The organism is Micromonospora sp. SD19, assembly GCF_054462275.1.
Genome location: NZ_JBTLMN010000011.1, coordinates 41,324 through 59,136 on the forward strand (window position 1 = coordinate 41,324; position 17,813 = coordinate 59,136).

At 69.5% G+C, this 17,813-nt stretch carries 20 protein-coding genes and 1 other RNA gene; 11 read left to right on the top strand and 10 right to left on the bottom strand.

Annotated elements, in window-relative coordinates:
• Positions 1 to 52: 52 nt before the first annotated feature.
• Both ACX27O_RS27860 and ACX27O_RS27865 read left to right on the top strand, forming a co-directional pair.
• The gene (locus ACX27O_RS27860; RefSeq protein WP_156057391.1) at positions 53 to 409 is read left to right on the top strand and encodes a hypothetical protein; all 357 of its coding nucleotides are present in this window, start codon (positions 53 to 55) and stop codon (positions 407 to 409) included.
• 135 nt (positions 410 to 544) lie between these two features.
• On the top strand, positions 545 to 3,340 hold the full coding sequence (locus ACX27O_RS27865) for a TIM-barrel domain-containing protein (protein WP_357636585.1): 2,796 nt from the start codon (positions 545 to 547) through the stop codon (positions 3,338 to 3,340).
• Positions 3,341 to 3,398: 58 nt separating this feature from the next.
• On the opposite strand, the gene ACX27O_RS27870 is transcribed toward ACX27O_RS27865, so the two are convergent.
• Entirely contained in the window at positions 3,399 to 3,662 is a 264-nt protein-coding gene (locus ACX27O_RS27870) for a hypothetical protein (protein ID WP_030330167.1), read from the bottom strand.
• Positions 3,659 to 3,991, bottom strand: a complete 333-nt coding sequence (locus tag ACX27O_RS27875; RefSeq protein ID WP_307857800.1) for a hypothetical protein — start codon at positions 3,989 to 3,991, stop codon at positions 3,659 to 3,661. Before ACX27O_RS27875 ends, ACX27O_RS27870 begins: the two co-directional genes overlap by 4 nt.
• Positions 3,992 to 4,234: 243 nt before the next feature.
• Here ACX27O_RS27875 and ACX27O_RS27880 point away from each other — a divergent pair, with 243 nt between their 5' ends.
• The 3 genes from ACX27O_RS27880 to ACX27O_RS27890 all read left to right on the top strand — a co-directional run bounded on the left by ACX27O_RS27880 (position 4,235) and on the right by ACX27O_RS27890 (position 5,512).
• Positions 4,235 to 5,041, top strand: a complete 807-nt coding sequence (locus ACX27O_RS27880; RefSeq protein WP_030330170.1) for a helix-turn-helix domain-containing protein — start codon at positions 4,235 to 4,237, stop codon at positions 5,039 to 5,041.
• Entirely contained in the window at positions 5,028 to 5,219 is a 192-nt protein-coding gene (locus ACX27O_RS27885; protein ID WP_030330171.1) for a DUF397 domain-containing protein, read from the top strand. Before ACX27O_RS27880 ends, ACX27O_RS27885 begins: the two co-directional genes overlap by 14 nt.
• A gap of 101 nt (positions 5,220 to 5,320) precedes the next feature.
• Positions 5,321 to 5,512, top strand: coding sequence for a DUF397 domain-containing protein (locus ACX27O_RS27890; RefSeq protein ID WP_030330172.1), 192 nt, complete (start codon positions 5,321 to 5,323; stop codon positions 5,510 to 5,512).
• A gap of 286 nt (positions 5,513 to 5,798) precedes the next feature.
• Here ACX27O_RS27890 and ACX27O_RS27895 read toward each other — a convergent pair whose 3' ends face one another.
• Both ACX27O_RS27895 and ACX27O_RS27900 read right to left on the bottom strand, forming a co-directional pair.
• Complete coding sequence (locus tag ACX27O_RS27895) at positions 5,799 to 6,509, bottom strand: SDR family oxidoreductase (protein WP_458940349.1); 711 nt, start codon at positions 6,507 to 6,509, stop codon at positions 5,799 to 5,801.
• Positions 6,510 to 6,631: 122 nt separating this feature from the next.
• A complete protein-coding gene (locus tag ACX27O_RS27900; RefSeq protein WP_210857887.1) occupies positions 6,632 to 7,510 on the bottom strand; it encodes an aldo/keto reductase in 879 nt (292 codons plus the stop codon).
• 85 nt (positions 7,511 to 7,595) lie between these two features.
• Between ACX27O_RS27900 and ACX27O_RS27905 the strand changes: the two genes are divergently transcribed.
• Positions 7,596 to 8,297, top strand: a complete 702-nt coding sequence (locus ACX27O_RS27905) for a TetR/AcrR family transcriptional regulator (protein ID WP_458940350.1) — start codon at positions 7,596 to 7,598, stop codon at positions 8,295 to 8,297.
• A gap of 40 nt (positions 8,298 to 8,337) precedes the next feature.
• Here ACX27O_RS27905 and ACX27O_RS27910 read toward each other — a convergent pair whose 3' ends face one another.
• Positions 8,338 to 9,324 (bottom strand): aldo/keto reductase, encoded by a 987-nt coding sequence (locus ACX27O_RS27910; RefSeq protein WP_210857889.1) that lies wholly within the window; start codon positions 9,322 to 9,324, stop codon positions 8,338 to 8,340.
• Positions 9,325 to 9,452: 128 nt separating this feature from the next.
• Between ACX27O_RS27910 and ACX27O_RS27915 the strand changes: the two genes are divergently transcribed.
• Both ACX27O_RS27915 and ACX27O_RS27920 read left to right on the top strand, forming a co-directional pair.
• A complete protein-coding gene (locus tag ACX27O_RS27915) occupies positions 9,453 to 9,881 on the top strand; it encodes a helix-turn-helix domain-containing protein (RefSeq protein ID WP_458940351.1) in 429 nt (142 codons plus the stop codon).
• The gene (locus ACX27O_RS27920) at positions 9,803 to 10,297 is read left to right on the top strand and encodes an MmyB family transcriptional regulator (protein WP_458940352.1); all 495 of its coding nucleotides are present in this window, start codon (positions 9,803 to 9,805) and stop codon (positions 10,295 to 10,297) included. Before ACX27O_RS27915 ends, ACX27O_RS27920 begins: the two co-directional genes overlap by 79 nt.
• Before the next feature lie 116 nt (positions 10,298 to 10,413).
• Here ACX27O_RS27920 and rnpB read toward each other — a convergent pair.
• Positions 10,414 to 10,829, bottom strand: an RNA gene (gene rnpB / locus ACX27O_RS27925) — RNase P RNA component class A.
• 127 nt (positions 10,830 to 10,956) lie between these two features.
• On the opposite strand from rnpB, the gene ACX27O_RS27930 reads away from it, so the two are divergent.
• Positions 10,957 to 11,718: a sulfite exporter TauE/SafE family protein gene (locus ACX27O_RS27930; protein ID WP_030330185.1), complete on the top strand. Its 762-nt coding sequence runs from the start codon at positions 10,957 to 10,959 to the stop codon at positions 11,716 to 11,718.
• 155 nt (positions 11,719 to 11,873) lie between these two features.
• Here the strand turns inward: ACX27O_RS27930 and ACX27O_RS27935 are convergent, their stop codons facing one another.
• Positions 11,874 to 13,106 carry an MFS transporter gene (locus ACX27O_RS27935; RefSeq protein WP_030330186.1) on the bottom strand — a complete coding sequence of 411 codons (1,233 nt, stop codon included), beginning with the start codon at positions 13,104 to 13,106 and terminating at the stop codon, positions 11,874 to 11,876.
• 54 nt (positions 13,107 to 13,160) lie between these two features.
• Between ACX27O_RS27935 and ACX27O_RS27940 the strand changes: the two genes are divergently transcribed.
• Positions 13,161 to 13,622 carry a MarR family winged helix-turn-helix transcriptional regulator gene (locus ACX27O_RS27940; protein ID WP_030330188.1) on the top strand — a complete coding sequence of 154 codons (462 nt, stop codon included), beginning with the start codon at positions 13,161 to 13,163 and terminating at the stop codon, positions 13,620 to 13,622.
• Between the two features lie 164 nt (positions 13,623 to 13,786).
• On the opposite strand, the gene ACX27O_RS27945 is transcribed toward ACX27O_RS27940, so the two are convergent.
• Positions 13,787 to 14,677 carry an NmrA/HSCARG family protein gene (locus ACX27O_RS27945; protein WP_458940353.1) on the bottom strand — a complete coding sequence of 297 codons (891 nt, stop codon included), beginning with the start codon at positions 14,675 to 14,677 and terminating at the stop codon, positions 13,787 to 13,789.
• A gap of 86 nt (positions 14,678 to 14,763) precedes the next feature.
• On the opposite strand from ACX27O_RS27945, the gene ACX27O_RS27950 reads away from it, so the two are divergent.
• Complete coding sequence (locus ACX27O_RS27950) at positions 14,764 to 15,312, top strand: TetR/AcrR family transcriptional regulator (RefSeq protein WP_458940354.1); 549 nt, start codon at positions 14,764 to 14,766, stop codon at positions 15,310 to 15,312.
• Between the two features lie 535 nt (positions 15,313 to 15,847).
• Here the strand turns inward: ACX27O_RS27950 and mctP are convergent.
• Together mctP and ACX27O_RS27960 are read right to left on the bottom strand one after the other, a co-directional pair.
• On the bottom strand, positions 15,848 to 17,497 hold the full coding sequence (mctP, locus tag ACX27O_RS27955) for a monocarboxylate uptake permease MctP (RefSeq protein ID WP_358128909.1): 1,650 nt from the start codon (positions 17,495 to 17,497) through the stop codon (positions 15,848 to 15,850).
• Positions 17,497 to 17,742, bottom strand: a complete 246-nt coding sequence (locus ACX27O_RS27960; RefSeq protein ID WP_030330196.1) for a DUF3311 domain-containing protein — start codon at positions 17,740 to 17,742, stop codon at positions 17,497 to 17,499. Before ACX27O_RS27960 ends, mctP begins: the two co-directional genes overlap by 1 nt.
• Positions 17,743 to 17,813: the final 71 nt, after the last annotated feature.

Consider the following 17,813-nt stretch of genomic DNA (forward strand, 5'->3'; position numbering starts at 1 on the left):
TGCGAGAGCGAATCCCGGGCTTCCGCCCTCGTACCCGGCGTAGCATCCGGCGGTGATTTCGGAATCCTTCGATACCCGTGGCGGGCTCACCTACGTGGACCGCCTCGACTTCACCCGGGGCAACCCCCTCAGAGCCGTCCGTCGAATGGCCTGGCCGACGGTGAAGCTGCACGCCGATGACAGCACGCTGACCTTCACCTCGCGTACCGGATCAGACACCCTGGAACACTTCTGGGTGACCGCGCTGGCGCACCGCCCGTTCCACGGGCGGTTCCCGCTGCCGGCGACGGCTGTCTCCTTCGAGGTCGAGGGGCGCGACCAGGTCCTGCTGTTCTGGACTCCGCGCGCGGGCGCGGTAGTGCGGGCACTCGGAAAGCTGGGCTGGGACGCCGAAGACGCCGGTCCCTAGACCCCGTACGTGTCGAGCTGCTGACCGGGCGGGAAAGAGAGAAGGGACACCCTCCGACGCATGTTGACAGCCGTTTCGGGCGAGTGACAGCGTTGTCATCGACTCATTTCCTCCATATGAGACGAGGAGCACATCTTGCTCTATCGGCACTCACCGCACCGCCGTGCGACAGCAGCCGCCGCAGTCGGCATTCTCGTCACGGGGCTGGCGCTCGCCCCGTCCGCGCCGGCCCAGGCCAGCCGCGACAAGGCGAAAGACGGGGCCGTTCGGTCGGGCAACGCACGTTTCGAGGTGCTGTCCCCAACCCTGATCCGCACCGAGTACCAGAAGCACGGCAGGTTCACCGACGCCGCCACCTTCAACGCCATCGGGCGCGACGACTTCCCCCGTACGCGTTTCACCCAGCGCGTCGAGCACGGCTGGCTCACCATCGACACCGGCGCGATGACGCTGCGCTACCAGGTCGGTTCGGGGGCGTTCACCGCCGACAATCTCACCGTGCAGCTCAAGACCGGCAAGCAGCTCGTGCAGGGCCAGCCCTGGGCCGGCCACACCGCGCCGGCCTGCGCGTTCGGCGCGCTCTGCGAGGCCGAGTCGCTACAGCTGAACGGCCCCGGTGTGGCGACCGACCACCAGGGACACACCGGGCGCGGCTTCGCTGCCGGTTTCGCCTCGTCCGGCGACTCGGCCACGTTCGCGCTGGACGCACCGGAGGCCGGGACGAAGCAGCTCACCGTCCGCTACGCCAACAGCACCGGCGGCGACGGCCAGAACGTGGCCCGCACCCTCACCGTTCAGGTCGACGGCGACGCCGGCCGCACGCTGACCCTGCCGCCCACCGCGAACTGGGACACCTGGGCCCTGGCCAGCGTGCCGGTCGACCTCACCGCGGGCCGTCACGAGATCAGCATCGTGCGGGGCCCCAACGACTCCGGCAATGTGAACATCGACAGCCTCGCGGTGGTGAACCCGGATGCGGCGTACCCGGCACCGGCCGCGCCCCAGCCGCAGTCGCTGCGGTTCGGCACCCTGGGCGAGGCCGAGACCGGCGCGCTGACCGGCGGCGCGAGGCCCGCGAACGACCACAACGGCGCTTCCGGTACGGGATTCCTGGCTGGCCTGGAAAGCACCACGTCCGCCGTCGCGCTCACCGTGACGGATGTTCCGGCTGCCGGCGACTACCAGCTGCAGATCCGCTACGCCAACGGCCAGGCCGGTGCCCAGCCGAGCCAGGCGCGCACCATGTCGGTCACCGCCGGGACGGCGGCACCGGTCACGGCGACTCTTGCGCCGACCAGCGGGTGGGACTACTGGAACACCGTTTCCGTGCCGGTCCACCTCGACCGCGGCACCACCACCGTGACCCTGGGCTGCCCCACCGACGCCAGCTGCAACGTCAACGTCGACACCGTCGCCGTGACGAGCAAGGACTCCCCGCTGCTCGCCCCGCACGCGCCGCTCGGCGGCTACCGCCGCGGTCTGGACGGCGTGACCGGTGCCGCGCTCACCGCCCCGGGCCTGCTCTACCAGGACGGCTGGTACCTCCTCGACGACTCGGCCTCGGCCCTGCGCGACACCAAGCCCCGGCCCGCCCCTGAACAGGACGGCTACGTCTTCGCGTACGGGCAGGACTTCACCCGTGGTCTCAAGGACCTGTCGACCCTGACCGGGCCCACGAAGCTGCTGCCCCGGTGGGCGTACGGGGTGTGGTACTCCGAGTACTACGACCGCACCGCCACCGAGTTCCAGGACCTGGTGAACCGGGCCAAGGCCGAGGGTGTGCCGCTGGACGTGCTCGTCCTCGACACCGACGTCAAGGCCCCGGACAAGTGGAACGGCTGGAGCATCGACCCCACCCGCATCCCCGACCCGAAAGCGTTCTTCGCCTGGGCGAAGAAGCAGGGCCTGCACACCGGCATCAACATCCACCCGAGCATCCTCGGCTCGGACCCGAAGTTCGCGCAGGCGCAGGCCACCGCGAAGGGCAAGCTGCAGCGCGTCGGCTGCAACGGCGGCCCCGACTGCTACGCGTTCGACTTTGGCGACCCGGACCAGCTCAAGGCATACATGCAGCTCCACGACGGGATGCTGCCGAAGGGCAGCAAGGGCCCCGACCTGTGGTGGCTGGACTGGTGCTGCGACAACACCAAGTCCTCGCTCGCCGGGGTGACCGGGGACGCCTGGATCAACCAGCAGTACGCCGACAAGACCGGCTTCGCCTTCTCCCGGGCGTACGGCTCGCTGCAGGCCGGCGGTTACGGCAGCCCGACCCCGGTGTCGACCGGACCGTGGGCCGACAAGCGCACCACGCTGCACTTCACCGGCGACACCACCTCCGACTGGTCGACCCTGCAGATGGAGGTCGGCTACACGCCGGGCGAGTCGGCAGCGACCGGGCTGGCCGCTGTCAGCCACGACATCGGTGGGCACACCGCCGGCCTCCAGGAGCCGGGCACCGAGCCGGGCAGCACCAAGCTGCCCGACGACCTCTACGCCCGGTGGGTCCAGTTCGGCACGTTCCAGCCGATCGACCGGCTGCACTCCAACCACAGCGACCGGCTGCCCTGGCAGTACGGTCCGGCGGCCAACGCATCGGCCAAGAAGTTCCTGAACCTGCGCAAGGAACTGCAGCCCTACACCTACGCCGCCGCCAAGGAGGCCACCCGCACGGGCACGCCCATCGTCCGCTCGATGTACCTGGCGTACCCGAATGAGCAGGCCGCGTACGCCACCGCCGGATCGCAGTACCTCTACGGCCCGGACTACCTGGTGGCACCGGTGACGACGCCCGGCACCACCGCCACCACGTCGGTGTGGTTCCCGCCGGGCAACAGCTGGACCGACATCTTCACCGGGAAGACGTACCGGGGCGGCACCACGCAGAACATCACCACCACCCTGGACACCATGCCGGTGTTCAAGAAGCACTGAGACGGCGCTCCTGAGACCGGCCGGGTGGGTTGCCCCACCCGGCCGGTTCGTCTTCCGGCTAGCCGTGTGACCGCCGAGTCATCGACAACCAGCCGAGGAACCGGGCGTGCAGTGCGGCCAGGTCCGGGCACAGCCCCAGGCCGTACGCGTCGTCGAGCGCCTCCCGCATCGACACGGCCAGGTAGAACGCCAGCGCGATCGAATGGCCGTAGAACTCCGCCGCGAGGGCGAGCTGGGCCGGGCGGCACGGCCAGGGCGCAGCACAGTTTCGACACAACCACGCCGGGCGCATCGGCAGGTGCGGGCGGGGACGCACGCTCATCCGACCCGCACCGGAGATCGCCGCCGTTTGACCGGCCTGCTCGGTGCGACGGGCAGGGCCTGCAATCGCACGCCCGCGCGCAGCACGTACAGCTCGCGGCGCGCCACCGCGTCGCCCGCCGCGTTCAGCTGGTAACCCTCAAACCAGACCCACCCGTGGTACGTGTGCCGCTCGGGCAGCTCACGGATGACGCGTACGAAGATCGGGTGCAGGAACTGCACGCTCGCCGCGGTGGTCAGACAAACCACGTCCCCGGCCTTCATCTTCGGGTACGCGCCCGGCGTGCTGACCGGCTCCGGAATGGGCTTCTCGGGTTTGTCGTCGGGCACGGTCTCCCCCTTCGATGCCGTTGGGAAGGGGCCGCTCCCGTGAGTGCTCGCCCGTCAGGAGCGGCCCCGCTACGAACGCGACCGCCGGGTTTCGTGGTCCTCACCAGCCGCGCCGCCTGGTGACACTCTGCTGTGGAGACCACTACGCTCGGAAGGTGCTTCCGTCGTCCGGGCTGACCTGGCTAAACGGGGTCCAGACGTGTGGCATCTCGGGTAGTCGATCTCCGATTTGAGGAGCGTTGAATGGCTGACGTGCCGAGCCCTCTCGCGGACTTCATCGTGAGCGAGATCCGCCGCGCTCGCGGAGCGTCCGGAATGACGCAAGAGTCGTTCGGCCGGGCAGCGGGCTTCAGCGCCTCACACGTCAGCGCCGTGGAAAGCGGCACCCGGGCACTCACGATGGACTTCATCCGGGGAGCCGACCGCGCCTTCAACAACGACGGGTTGTTCGGACGCCTGGTGGTGAAACTCGGCGCACCGTCGTGGTTTCTGCCGTGGCTGGACGCCGAGCGCGGCGCGCGACAGCTTCGTCTGTTCGAGCCGCTCCTGATCCCAGGCCTACTCCAGACCGAGAACTACGCCCGCGTCGTGATGCGTTTGAACGACCTCATGTCCGCCACCGAGGTCGACCAGCAGGTCAGCGCCCGGATGAGCCGACACAAGATCCTCACCGGCGACGCACCACCGCAGGTGGTGGCCGTGCTGGACGAGTCAACGCTGCGCCGCGCCGGCGACGAGCACTCCGGCATCATGGCCGAGCAGATCGCCCACCTCATCACCGTCGCCGAGCTGCCGCACGTTCACATCCACGTGATCCCGGCGGGCGCTGGCCTCCACATCGGGCTGTCCGGGCCGTTCGCGCTCGCGCGAGCCGGCGACGGGGCCTGGGTTGGGCACCTCGAAAATCAGCTGGGCGGCATCGTGGTCGATAACGAAGATGGCCTTCATACTCTTCAGACGAGGTGGGAGAACGTAAGGAACGAGGCACTCCCGCGCCGACAGTCCAACGAGCTGATGAAGGAAGTGCACAGCCATCATGGACCTCACTAACGCCACCTGGCGCAAGTCCCGGCGCAGCGGATCGTCCGGGGGCAACTGCGTCGAGGTCGCCGACAATTTGCCCGGCGTCGTCGGCGTACGGGACAGCAAGGACCCTGCCGGCCCGGCCCTGACCTTCGGTCCGGCGGCTTGGCGGGCGTTCATCGCCCGGCTCGTCGAGCGACCGTAACTGCCGCGACGGGCTTCGCGCCGAACCAAGGTGCCGCAATCGGGAACGTCACAGATCACTGCGGCAGTCCATCGACCTGCTGAAGGAGGGTGAGAGCCATCATGGACCTCAGTAACGCCCGGTGGCGCAAGTCCACCCGCAGCGGCGCGAGCGGCGGGAACTGCGTCGAGGTGGCAAGCAACCTGCCCGGTGTTGTGGCCGTCCGCGACTCGAAGGACGTCGCCGGACCAGCACTGGCCTTTCCCCCAGCCGCCTGGGCCGCGTTCGTCGCCCAGCTCACCGAGCGGCCGTAGCGCCCGTCCCCGAGGGGGATTGGGCGTGGGCGCATTGGGCTGGCATGCCCACTTGGCGCACTGTCGAGATCCCCTATGCAGTTGCCGGACGCCTCGCGCCCATCAGCTGGCCCGCCAACTGCGGTTTTCGTAGCGGCGGCAGCCACCGCCTCGTCTTGGGTCGGCGCGACCTTCGAGACTCGGCGGTGGCTGCTGCAACGTCTACGGACCAACGACACCGTCACCGCAGTTCACAGCAGACCTTTCCTGCAATGAGCCCTTGCCTGCTGCGCGGGAGGCGGTGGTGTCAGCCGAAGAGGGCGGCGGAGATGTCGGCGTAGAAGAGCGCCGGGTCGCGGGAGAGCGAGGCCTTGACCTTGGCGGTGGGGCTGTCGGCGATTACTTCGAGCTTGCCCGCCTCCAGGCCGTCCAGCGCCATAGCGACCACCTCGTGGGGCGGGAGTTTGGGGATGTCGTAGGCGGCCATCATGTCGGTGTCGGCTATCGCCAGGGCCAGGGCGGTGACCTGGGTTTTCTGGTCGGCCAGCTCGAGTCTGATGCCGTTGGTGAGAGACCATTCGGCGGCTTTGGAGGCGGCGTAGCCATTGCTGGCAGGGGCGAAGGTGTACCAGCTCAGCGCTGAGATGACGTTGAGAATGGCACCCCCGCCGAGCCGGGGAGCGAAGGCGCGGACGACGTTGAGGGTGCCCCAGAAGTTGGTGTCGAACTCGCGGCGGATGTTTTCCGTGGAGGGGCCGAGCAGCGGCGCGTTCGTCGAGATGCCGGCGTTGTTGATGAGGATGTCAAGTTCGCCCACCTCGGCTGCCGCAGCCTCGATGGACGTCGGGTCGGTGATGTCCAGCTGAAGGGGCACCACGCCGGGGATGTCGATGCTCTCGGGCCGGCGGGCGGTGGCGTAGACGGTGGTGGCCCCGCGGGCGACCAGCGCCTCGGCGAAGGCCTTGCCGAGTCCACGGTTGGCACCTGTCACGAGGGCTTTCGTACCGTTGATCTGCATGCCCCCCACGCTAAAACCTCACGTTAACGTCAGAGGCAAATATGTGCGAGGTGGGTCACTGTACGGGTAGGCGCTAGGCCATGCCTGATAATGATCGGGCCGATAGCGACCCCGGGGCCCTTTCAGCGGTGGCCATCAGTGGGGGGCGTGGGCTGGCCGAGGACCGCTTGCGACTCGTCGACGAGTCCGGTCAGGCGCGCGACCTCGGTGTCGGTCAATTGTTCGGCAACTTCGGACGCTGCGATGTTGGACCGCAGGTGGTCGGTACTGCTCGTGCCGGGGATGACGACCATGGAGGGCGAACGGCGCAGCAGCCAGGCCAGTGCGATCTGGGCCGGTGTGGCACCGAGGCGCTCTGCCGGGCCGGTCAGCTCGTGGTGGCCGCTGAGCCGTCCGGCGGCCAGCGGGAAGTAGGGAATGAAGAGGATGCCCTGGGTCTCGCAGTCGGCGAGGACCTGGACGCCGCTGCGGTCAAGCAGGTTGAAGCGGTTCTGCACCGCCGCGATGGGGGTGATCTGCTGGGCGCGGGCCAGCACCTGCGGGGACGCGCCGGACAGGCCGATGCGGCGGATCAGCCCCTGGTCTCGCAACTGGACGAGTGCGCCGAGCGACTCCTCCAGCGGTACGTCCTGGTGCGCGCCGGGGGTGTCGCCGACGAGTCGGAGGTAGGTCAGCTCGCTCGCGTCCGTTCCCATGTCGGTGAGGGCCTCGTGAACCTGCCGCCGGATCGTCTCCGGGCGACCGTCGACGACCCAGGACTTGTCCGGGCCACGCTCCGCGCCGACCTTGTTGCCCACGATCACGCCCTCGGGGATCGGCCCCAGCGCCTGCCCGATCAGCTGGTTTACCGTTCGTGGGCCGTAGGCGTTCGCGGTGTCGAAGAAGGTCACGCCCAGCTCGACAGCCAGGCGCAACACCCGCCGCGCCGCCTCCGGGTCGTCCGGGAATCCCCAGACCTTGGGGCCCGCGAGCTGCATGGCGCCGTATCCCACACGATTCATCGACCTCTCCTGCCGTATCACTGCGACGGTATTTCCCGTATCGCTGCCGAACCAGTGATACGCCTTATGCCGTAGCATTGCAACCGTGGAGGATGCGAAGACCCGCAGTCGCCGGCAGATCCTGGAAGTCGCAGCCGAGCTCTTGGAACGGGAGGGCGCCCAGGCGCTCTCCACCCGCGCCGTCGCAGCGGCGGCAGGCATCCGTGCCGCCTCCCTGTACCAGCTCTTCGGCGACAAGGACGGGCTCCTTTCGGCGCTGGCCATCCACGCCTTCGACCTCTACATGGCGCAAAAGCACACCGTGTCGTCGAGCGGCAACCCGGTCGACGACATGCGCCGCGGATGGGACATGCATGTCGACTTCGGCCTGAAACACCCCGCCTTCTACCTGCTGATGTACGGCACCGACCGTCCCGGCCGGCGCCCACCTGCCGCGCGGGAGGCTCAAGAACTCCTCATGACGTTCCTCGGCCGCGTCGCCTCCGACGGCCGCCTACGGGTGCCGCCCGTCCTTGCCGCCCACCTCACGCTGGCAGCGGTAACCGGCACCACGCTCTCCCTGATCGGCATCCCCGAGAGCGAACGCGACCCGGAGGTCTCACCGCGCATGCGGGAAGCACTCATCGACGCCCTGACCACCGACACGAGCCCAGCCCCGGACTCCACCCTCGCCGCTCGCGCCCTCGCGCTCGATGCCGCCCTCGGCGGGGCGGATCCAGCTGTCGTCCCGCTCCGCCCCGTCGAGACCGCACTCTTGCAGGACTGGCTCCAGCAACTCGCCCACTAGGACGAGCCGGGCCCCTCGAAGGTCATGTGTCAGACACGGCCTAGTTGCCGACGCCGAGGCTCGACATGAACGCCGCCGGGTAACGGTCACCGCGCGCGGCACCCTTCGGCACGGCCGCCTCGATCTCTTCGAGATCATCGGCCGACAGCTCCACGTCCAGCGTCGGCAACGCCTCGGCCAGCCGCTGCCGGGTACGCGCACCGACCAGCGGCACGATGGACGGGTCCTGCGCCGCGACCCACGCGATCGCCAACTGCGCCACTGTGCACCCCTTCGCGTCGGCAACCCGGCGCAACGCCTCCACCAGGGCGAGGTTGTGCGACGCGTTCTCGGCGGAGAAGCGGGGACTGTGATTACGCGGATCGTCCGCGCGCCCCGGCACCCAGTTCCCCGAGAGCAGGCCACGGCCCAGCACCCCGTACGCGGTCAGCCCGATGCCCAGCTCCCGCAGCGTGGGCAGCACGTCGGCCTCGACCGCCCGCGACAGCAGCGAATACTCAATCTGAAGATCAGCGATCGGATGTACGGCGTGCGCCCGCCGGACGGTCTCCGCGTCAACCTCGGAGAGCCCCACGTACCGCACGTAACCGGCGTCGATCATCTCCTTGATCGCGCCGATCGTGTCCTCGATCGGCACCGACCGGTCGAGCCGGGCCGGCCGGTAGATGTCCACGTGGTCGACACCGAGCCGAGTCAGCGAGTAGCTCAGGAAGTTCCGCACCGAAGCCGGGCGGGAGTCCTGACCGGCGAACCGCATGCCCGGCCCCACCTGCTGCCCGAACTTCACACTCAGCAGATAGCTGTCCCGGTCGCGTCCCCGCAACGCCTCCGACAACAGCAGCTCGTTGTGCCCCATGCCATAGAAGTCACCGGTGTCGACCAGCGTGACCCCCGCCTCCAACGCGGCCCGTACGGTGGCGATGCTCTCCTCGCGATCGGCCGGGCCGTACGTGCCCGACATGCTCATCGCCCCCAGCCCCACCGCGGAAACCGTGGGACCCGTGTTGCCCAGAGTGCGTGTCTGCATCGAAACTCTCCCTCATCGGTCGATGTCGGCTCCACCCTGCGCCGCTTTCCGGCCCGCCGGCAGCGGAGCGCTTATCGTGGGAGCGCCGCTCCCTGGCTCGGTGCACAGTCCCGGGGCAGCATGGAGGCATGCAGCGTGAGCAGCTCGCCGACTTCCTGCGGCGCCGGCGCGAGTCCATCCGCCCCGCCGATGTCGGCATCGCCGACGGCCCCCGCCGCCGCACCGCCGGCCTGCGCCGCGAGGAGGTCGCCATGCTCGCCGGCATGTCCGTCGACTACGTCGTCCGCCTTGAGCAGGGCCGCAGCAGCCAGCCGTCGACCCAGCTGCTCGCCGCCCTGGCCCGGGCCCTGCGTCTGAGCGACGACGAGCGAAGCCACCTGTTCCACCTGGCCGGCCACCAGCCGCCGCCCGCCGACGGCATCGCCCGCCTGGGGCCGGCCTGGTCCGCCTGCTCGACCTGGTGGGCGACACCCCCGCCATGGTCCTGTCCGACCTCGGCGAGGTCCTGGCGCAGAACCGCATGTCGATCCTGCTCACCGGCGACCACACCGGGCTGACCGGCGACCGCCGCTACGTCGCCTACCGCTACTTCACCGACCCGGTCATCCGCGACCTCCACGGCCCCGAAGAATGGCAGCGGCACGCCCGCCAGCAGGTCGCCGACCTGCGCGCGGTGGCCGGCCGGCGGGCCGGCGACCCGGCCGTGACCGGCCTGATCGAACGGTTGCGGGCAGCGAGCGACGACTTCCGGCGGCTGTGGGCCGAGCACGAGGTGGCGGTACGCCGGGCCGACCGCAAGACGTTCCTGCACCCGCGCGTGGGCCGCATCACGATGGACTGCGAAACCCTGGTCACCCCCGACCTCGGCCAGCAGCTGCTGGTGCTGACCCCGGCCGACGCCGAGGACCGGGAGAAGCTTGAGCTGCTGCGCGTGCTCGGGGTCGAGGAGTTCCCGGCCGCCGCGCCGCACTGACCCTGGTCGCAAACTGCGGCCGAGCTACACAAAGACGGCCATGCGCTAGCGCCCTTGCCATGCAGCCTTGAACGGGTAATCCAGGTGCGCGGCGTCCCAGGCGGCTTGGTGGGCGACGGACGAGTCGACCTGTACGCCGGATTCTGTGCGCGGCGCGTACCCCGAGGGGTTTGCGCCGGCGGCGGCCATCCATCTCGGCCTGCCGTTGCCGGCAGGCTCCAGCGGCCTACCCGCAGACATCGGGCGGGCAGCCCTCAAGCGTCTGCGCCGGGTCGTCATCTTGCGGTGACGGCCCTTGCTTGGCCTTGCTCCGGGTGGGGTTTACCGAGCCACCCCGGTCACCCGGGGTGCTGGTGGGCTCTTACCCCACCGTTTCACCCTTACCGTCCCCGTTGGGGTCGGCGGTCTGTTTTCTGTGGCACTGTCCCGCGGGTCGCCCCGGGTTGCCGTTAACAACCACCCTGCCCTGTGGAGTCCGGACGTTCCTCGGCGGCGGGCCGAAGCCCGCCGACGCGGCCGCCCGGTCGACTCGTCCGTCGCGCTCTCATCCTAACGACGAGCGTGCTGCCGGTATTGCCGCCCCGCCTGGGCAAGATCGCCCAGTTCATGAACGGTCCGCCGAATCCGTCTTGCGGGGCGACGGCTAGCCTCGTGGGGCTATGGATCTCTCCCACGCCGCGCTGCTGCTCGCCGCCGGTCTCGCCGCTGGCACTGTCAACGCGGTGGCCGGTGGGGGTTCGTTGATCACCTTTCCGGCGATGATCGCGGTCGGGTTGCCGCCGGTGCCGGCGAACGTCAGCAACTCCGTCGCGGTGTTCCCCGGGTACCTGGCCAGTGTGGCGGGCAGCCGGCAGGACCTGCCGCGTCCCCGTGCGCTGGCCACGCTGGTGCCCACGACCATCGTGGGCACGATCGTCGGGGCGTTGCTGTTGCTGGCCACTCCGGCCCGCGCGTTCGAGTTGGTCGTACCGTTTCTGGTCCTCGGCGCGACAGCGGTCCTGGCGTTCCAGGATCCGCTGCGCCGGCTGGTCGGTCACCCCCGGGACATGTCGCCACGCCAGCGGACGGTCGCGGTGCAGACGATGGTCGCGCTGGGGGCGGTGTACGGCGGGTACTTCGGTGCGGCGCTCGGGGTGATGCTGGTGGCCGGGCTGGCCCTGGTGCTGGACGCGACCCTGGCCCGGGTGAGCGCGATCAAGAATCTGCTCTCCGCGCTGGTGGGGTGCACCACGCTCGTGGTGTTCGCCCTGTTCGGCCCGTTGAACTGGGCGGCCGTCGCGGTGGTCGCGCCGGCCACCCTGATTGGTGGGTACGCGGGCGCCCGGCTGGTCCGTCGGCTGCCGCCGGTGGTGCTCAAGACGGTGATCGTGGTGTTCGGTACGACGATCGGCCTCTACCTGCTCTGGCGCGCCCTGAACTGAGGCCGGAGATCCGCAGGCTCCACCCCGACGCCAGCCAAGATCCGCGCAACATCAGGGAAAGTGCCGCCTCAATCGCCGTTGAGGCAGCAGTTTCCCCGAAAGTGCGCGGATCTTGGCCGGCGGTCGCGAGCCCGGGGTGGCGGGCGGCGCCGGCGTCAGTACGCCTCGCCGACCGGCTCCTCGGCGGTGTTCTCGGCACTGGCGGCGCTGCGGTTCCAGCGGGACCAGAGCACCCGCTCGCCGTAGCCGGCGGCCATCACGTGCGCGAAGGCCAGGTAGACGAGCACGCCGACGGCGAGCACCCCGAAGCCGACCCAGAACGGCAGCGACAGCGACTGCTCGGCGAGCTTGCCGGAGATGATCGGTGCCGGCGCGGCGGCACCCCAGCGGACCAGGTTGAACGCGCCGGTGGCCACCCGACGGTCACTGGAGCCGAGGCCGAGCGCCAGGTCGGTGAGGTTGGCGTTGGCGAGCCCCATGCAGAGCCCGGCGAGCACCAGGACCACGAGCGACTCGGCGGTGCTGCTGGAGGTGGCGAAGAGGACCATGCAGACCAGCAGGCCGGCGATGGCCACGCCGACGGTCTGCACCGCGCCGATGCGGTGGGCCAGCCGGTGACCGATGACCAGGATGCCGGTGGCCAGGCCGAGACCCCAGCCGGTGAACGCGAGCCCCAGCGGGATGATGTCCAGGCCGAGGAAGAGCGGCGTGTAGCCGAGCACCACGAAGAACACGAAGTTGTACGCGGCGGTGACCGCGCAGAGGGCGATGAACGCCGGCCGGCGGTAGGTGCTGAAGATCTGGCCGAGGCGTACCGGGGCCTGCCGGTTGGTGGGTTCGCGGAGTTTGCGGGAGGCCACGCCGAGGGCGAGGACCATGAAGACGCCGCAGACGAAGAACGGCAGCCGCCAGCTGATCTCGCCGAGCAGGCCACCGATCAGCGGTCCGACGGCGAAGCCGAGGCCGAGGGCGGTTTCGAAGAGGCCGACCACCCATTCCCGGTCGATGGCCAGGTTGACCAGCACCACCATGGCGGTGGCGAAGAACATCGCGTTGCCCAGCCCCCAGACGCCGCGCAGCACGGAGAGCTGCACGATGTTGTCGCTGAACGAGGCGAGGATCGCGGCGAGGCCGACCACGGAGACGCCGGTGATGAGCACCGGTTTGAAGCCGAACCGGCCGCTGGCCAGCGTCGCCGGGATCATGCCGAGGGCCATGACCGCGATGTACGCGGTGAACAGCAGTTCGACCTGCCAGGCGGTGACGCCGATCGCGTCGCCGATGGCCGGCAGGATCGGGTCGACGACGGCGATGCCGGCGATGGCGAGGAAGGCCACCAGGGTGGTGGCGTAGATGGCACTGCGGTTCGGTTCGGAACGCCGATCCACTCCGACTCCTCAGATAGCTGTATCGTACAGGTATTTATTCTGTATCATACAGCTATGAGCGACGACAGTGACGAGAGCACCCTCGGCCAGATCGAGACCGAGGTCGCCCTGCTGATGCGCTTCGGCGAGGCCACAAGGCGGGCCACCGGCACCGCCGAGCACCGGGTGCTGGACCGCGCGGCGTACGTCATCCTGCGCCACCTGGCCGACGCCGGCCCGCAGAACGTCTCGGCGCTCGCCGCCCGACTCAACCTGGACGGCTCCACCGTCACCCGGCAGGTGTCAGCGCTGCAGCGCGACGGCCTGATCACCCGTACCCCGGACCCGTCCGACGGCCGCGGCACCGTCATCTCCCCCACCCCGGCCGGCCTGCAGCGGATGGCCGCCGTGCAGGCCGCCCGCACCCGGCTCTACGGCGACATGCTGGCCGACTGGAGCGCCGAGGACCGCGCCACCCTCGCCGTCCTCCTGGGCCGCCTCAACCAGGCCCTGATAAACCGCAACCGCCCCCGCTGAACGACCTGCGACACCTGTGCCACCACCAAGATCGCGCAAGATCCTGGTGGTAGTGGCATCCCTCGCGGTCCGACAGCACTACAACAAGGATCAAGCACGATCTTGACGGTGAACCCGCCGAGCCCGCCCGGCCACCCGCCGAGCCCGCCCGGGCCGGCCGGGTTTCAGGAGAACGTTCGGCGCGCCCAGGCGCGGAAGTCGGTGGTGGGCAGGCCGAGGGCGCGGGCCATCTCCGGACGGGCCGGGCTTCCGTTCTCGTTGATCTGCTCGACCGCTTTGACCATGGCGGGCAGCAGGCCGCGCTCGACGGCCTCCTGTGGGGTGAGCACGGGAGCGGTGACCGCCCGGCCGGTGACCTCGCTCAGGATGGCCGCGATCTCGGTCATGGTGAGCAGGTCGCCGGCGAGTTCGACGTCCAGGCCGTCGAGCTTCCCCGGGTTGGTGAACGCGAGCGCGGCGGCTTCGCCGATGTCGTCGACGGCGATCCACGGCATCCGCGTGTCTTCGGCGAAGCCGGTGATGATCGTGCCGCTGGACCAGTCGCCGAAGAGGTAGGACCAGCCGAGCAGGTTCTCCATGAAGGTCGAGGGCTTCAGGATGGTCCAGTGCGCGAAGCCACCGGAGCGCACCATCTCGTCAACGGCCGCCTTGCTCTCCCAGTAGTGCGTGTCCCACCGACCCTCGGCCCAGCCGGGCTGGTTGCGGTGGAAGTCCCCGGCACCTGAGACGCTGCTGTGCACGACGTGCGCCACGCCGGCGCGGCGCGCCGCCTCGACGACGTTGCGGCCGCGGGTCACCTCGGCGTCGCCCTGCATGTCCGTCACGTCCGGGTACGGGATGGAGAAGAGGCCGTCCATCCCGTATGCCGCGGCGAGCAGCGAGTCGGCGTCGTCCAGGTTGCCGGTGACCAGTTCGGCGCCCCGTTCCCGCAGGGCTTGGGCGCTGTCGGCGCCGGGATCGCGAACCAGGGCGCGGACCGGGACGCCACGGTCGAGCAGCGCCCGGGCCGTGGCCCCGCCCTGCTTGCCCGTCGCGCCGATGACGAGAACAGCCATGATGCCTCCCACGAAACAAGTGGGGTGTCCCCCCACTTTTCGTCGGCTACGATACGGGGGACCACCCCATTTCTGCAAGGCGGGCCATGAGAGCGGACGCGAAGCGCAACTACGACCTCATCGTCACGGCGGCGTCCGAGGCGATCGCCCGCGACGGCGCGTACGCCTCGCTGGAGGAGATCGCCCGATCCGCCGGGGTCGGTTCGGCGACCCTGCACCGGCACTTCCCCACCCGGTGGTCGCTGCTCCAGGCGGTCTTCGGCGGATGTGTCCGCAACCTGGCGGCGCGCGCCGGAGATCTGCTCGCCGCGTCGGACGCGCTCGACGCGCTGACGACCTGGCTGCACGAGGTGACCGCGTACGCCACGACGACCCGCGGCCTCGCGGACTCGCTCCTGAACGAACCCGCCGAGGAGTCCGAGACCTGCGGCGCGACGCTCGTCGCCGCCGGTGAACCACTGCTCCGCCGAGCCGTCGACGAGGGATCGGTACGACCCGACATCACCATGGCCGACCTGATGATCCTCGCCAACGGCATCTCACTCGCGGCACAACCGATGGGCGCGGCCAAGGCGGAACAACTGCTGACCCTTGCCCTGCGGGGAATCGGGCCAGCGGTCCGGCCACAGCCCTGAGCCGCATAGACACCGCCGCCCCTGATGCACCGACGCGAGAGCTCAGCCCATTAGTCGGCCGGCAGGCCCGCGTCGGCGAGCGTGCGGCGCACCAAGATCGCGCCGGATCCTGGTTGTAGTGGCCTCACGCACGGCCTATGCCACTACAACAACGATCGAGCACGATCTTGACAGCCGAACAGCGCCAGGTCGCCGGCCCGGCCCGGCAGTCCCCGCCACCCTCTCCGGTCGCCGGCCCGGCAGTCCCCGCCACCCCTGTCGGATCGCCGGCCCGGCCTGGCAGCCCTTGCTGACCCCACCCTCCCTCGCCGTCCCTCTTGGAGGGTGCCTGATTCGTTTGCGACATCAGCTCTACAGCATCTGAAGGCACCTCACGGCCCCCGCGACAACGCCTTCCACAGCGACGACCCGGAGACGACCGGCCCGAGGCGACCAAGCCGAGGCGACCAGCCCCAGACGACCAGCCCGGGCGACGGCCTGGACACAGATACGCCCGGGCACCGACCCCCGTCGGCACCCGGGCGTATCAGCGGTGTCAGGCGACCGGCTCGCGGGCCGAGTCGGCGTCGCGCTCGGTGCCCGGGGTGACCCGAGGGTCGCCCTCGTCGGCGAAGTAGTCGTCCGGCTCGGTGCCGTCGACCCCCTCCTCGACCTTCGCGGCCCGCAGCGCCAGCGTTACCAGCGCCGCCACGGCCAGGTTCACCGCCACCGCCACGATGCCCACGTAGATCGTCTTGGTGGTGTCGAACCCGAACTCCGACAGCGGGAACGCCGAGCCGCCGAAGTGCTTCCGGGTCGGGCTGGCCACCTGGTAGAGCATCCACATGCCCAACCCCATGCCGACCGCCCAGCCGACGATCAGGCCGGTGCGGTGGAACCAGCGGGTGTAGAGGCCCAGCGCCACCGCCGGCAGCGTCTGCAGGATGATCACGCCGCCGATCAGCTGGAGGTCGATGGAGAACTGCGGATCGAGGAACACGATGCAGGCCACCGCGCCGACCTTCACCACCAGCGAGGTGATCTTCGAGACGTTCGCCTCCTGGGCCGGGGAGGCGTCCCGCTTCAGGTACTCCTTGTAGATGTTGCGGGTGAACAGGTTCGCCGCCGCGATCGACATGATCGCCGCGGGCACCAGCGCGCCGATGCCGATCGCCGCGTACGCGACACCGGCGAACCAGTCCGGGAACTGCTGGTCGAAGAGCAGCGGCACGACGGTGTTGCTGTCGACAGTGCCCTCCTTGGCGCCGGGCAGCGGCTTCACACCGGCCGCGATCGCCATGTAGCCGAGCAGCGCGATCAACCCGAGCAACAAGCTGTACGCGGGCAGCGCCGACATGTTCCGCTTGATCACGTCGCGGTTCCGGCTGGCCAGCACACCGGTGATGCTGTGCGGGTAGAGGAAGAGCGCCAACGCCGAGCCGAACGCCAACGTCACGTACTGAAGCTGGTTGTTGCCGTTGAGCAGGATGCCGTCGTTCGGGTTGGGCGAGGCGTCGAACTTCGCGTCCGCGGCGGCGAAGATGTCATCCCAGCCGCCCAGCTTGTACGGCAGGTAGACGACCGCCACCAGGATCACGATGTAGATCAGGCTGTCCTTGACGAACGCGATCAGCGCTGGCGCGCGCAACCCCGACTGGTACGTGTACGCGGCCAGGATGGCGAACGCGATGATGATCGGCAGGTGCCGGGCCAGCGCGTTGTCGCCGGTGACGCCCATCGTCTTGAGTACCGCCTCGATGCCGACCAGCTGCAACGCGATGTACGGCATGGTGGCGACGATGCCGGTGATCGCGATCAGCAGCGCCAGCACCGGCGAGTCGAACCGGTTGCGGACGAAGTCGGCCGGCGTGACGAAGCCGTGCCGGTGCGACACCGACCAGAGCCGCACCAGCACCAGGAAGACCAGCGGGTAGATGACGATGGTGTACGGCACGGCGAAGAACCCGGCCGCACCGGCACCGAACATCAACGCCGGCACCGCCACGAAGGTGTACGCGGTGTAGAGGTCACCGCCGACCAGGAACCAGGTGATCCAGCCGCCGAAGCTGCGCCCACCCAACCCCCACTCGTCCAGGTGCGCCATGTCCTTCGGGGCCCGCCACCGGGCGGCCACGAAGCCCATCACGCTGACCAGGAGGAACAGGAACGAGAAGACGATGATCTCGGTGAGATGGTCCCGCCACATCAGTGACCTCCCCGCTTCTTTGTCATCTGGTAGACCAACGTGGTGGTGCCGACGCCGAGCAGGATGAAGGCCAGTTGCAGCCAGTAGAAACGCGGGAAGCCGAAGACCCGGGGCGAGTCGCCATTGAAGAAGACCGGGACCAGCGGCACCACGATGGGGATGAACAGCAACCAGTTCCAGGGGCTGTGGTCCTTCGCCCTGGTCGGCGCCGTGGTGGTGGGCGCCTCCGGTTCGGGTGCAGCCATCTGACACACCTCCGGGGAGTCGTGGATCTCGATGTAACGGCCGGAGGCTATGGCTTTGTGGCGTCCGTCAC

What these genes read in the sequence shown, in the direction of transcription:
- ACX27O_RS27870 (WP_030330167.1), bottom strand. Translation starts at nt 3,662, where the DNA reads ATGAGCGTGCGTCCCCGCCCGCACCTGCCGATGCGCCCGGCGTGGTTG.
- ACX27O_RS27880 (WP_030330170.1), top strand. Translation starts at nt 4,235, where the DNA reads ATGGCTGACGTGCCGAGCCCTCTCGCGGACTTCATCGTGAGCGAGATC.
- ACX27O_RS27885 (WP_030330171.1), top strand. Translation starts at nt 5,028, where the DNA reads ATGGACCTCACTAACGCCACCTGGCGCAAGTCCCGGCGCAGCGGATCG.
- ACX27O_RS27890 (WP_030330172.1), top strand. Translation starts at nt 5,321, where the DNA reads ATGGACCTCAGTAACGCCCGGTGGCGCAAGTCCACCCGCAGCGGCGCG.
- ACX27O_RS27895 (WP_458940349.1), bottom strand. Translation starts at nt 6,509, where the DNA reads ATGCAGATCAACGGTACGAAAGCCCTCGTGACAGGTGCCAACCGTGGA.
- ACX27O_RS27900 (WP_210857887.1), bottom strand. Translation starts at nt 7,510, where the DNA reads ATGAATCGTGTGGGATACGGCGCCATGCAGCTCGCGGGCCCCAAGGTC.
- ACX27O_RS27910 (WP_210857889.1), bottom strand. Translation starts at nt 9,324, where the DNA reads ATGCAGACACGCACTCTGGGCAACACGGGTCCCACGGTTTCCGCGGTG.
- ACX27O_RS27915 (WP_458940351.1), top strand. Translation starts at nt 9,453, where the DNA reads ATGCAGCGTGAGCAGCTCGCCGACTTCCTGCGGCGCCGGCGCGAGTCC.
- ACX27O_RS27920 (WP_458940352.1), top strand. Translation starts at nt 9,803, where the DNA reads ATGGTCCTGTCCGACCTCGGCGAGGTCCTGGCGCAGAACCGCATGTCG.
- ACX27O_RS27930 (WP_030330185.1), top strand. Translation starts at nt 10,957, where the DNA reads ATGGATCTCTCCCACGCCGCGCTGCTGCTCGCCGCCGGTCTCGCCGCT.
- ACX27O_RS27940 (WP_030330188.1), top strand. Translation starts at nt 13,161, where the DNA reads ATGAGCGACGACAGTGACGAGAGCACCCTCGGCCAGATCGAGACCGAG.
- ACX27O_RS27945 (WP_458940353.1), bottom strand. Translation starts at nt 14,677, where the DNA reads ATGGCTGTTCTCGTCATCGGCGCGACGGGCAAGCAGGGCGGGGCCACG.
- ACX27O_RS27950 (WP_458940354.1), top strand. Translation starts at nt 14,764, where the DNA reads ATGAGAGCGGACGCGAAGCGCAACTACGACCTCATCGTCACGGCGGCG.
- mctP (WP_358128909.1), bottom strand. Translation starts at nt 17,497, where the DNA reads ATGTGGCGGGACCATCTCACCGAGATCATCGTCTTCTCGTTCCTGTTC.
- ACX27O_RS27960 (WP_030330196.1), bottom strand. Translation starts at nt 17,742, where the DNA reads ATGGCTGCACCCGAACCGGAGGCGCCCACCACCACGGCGCCGACCAGG.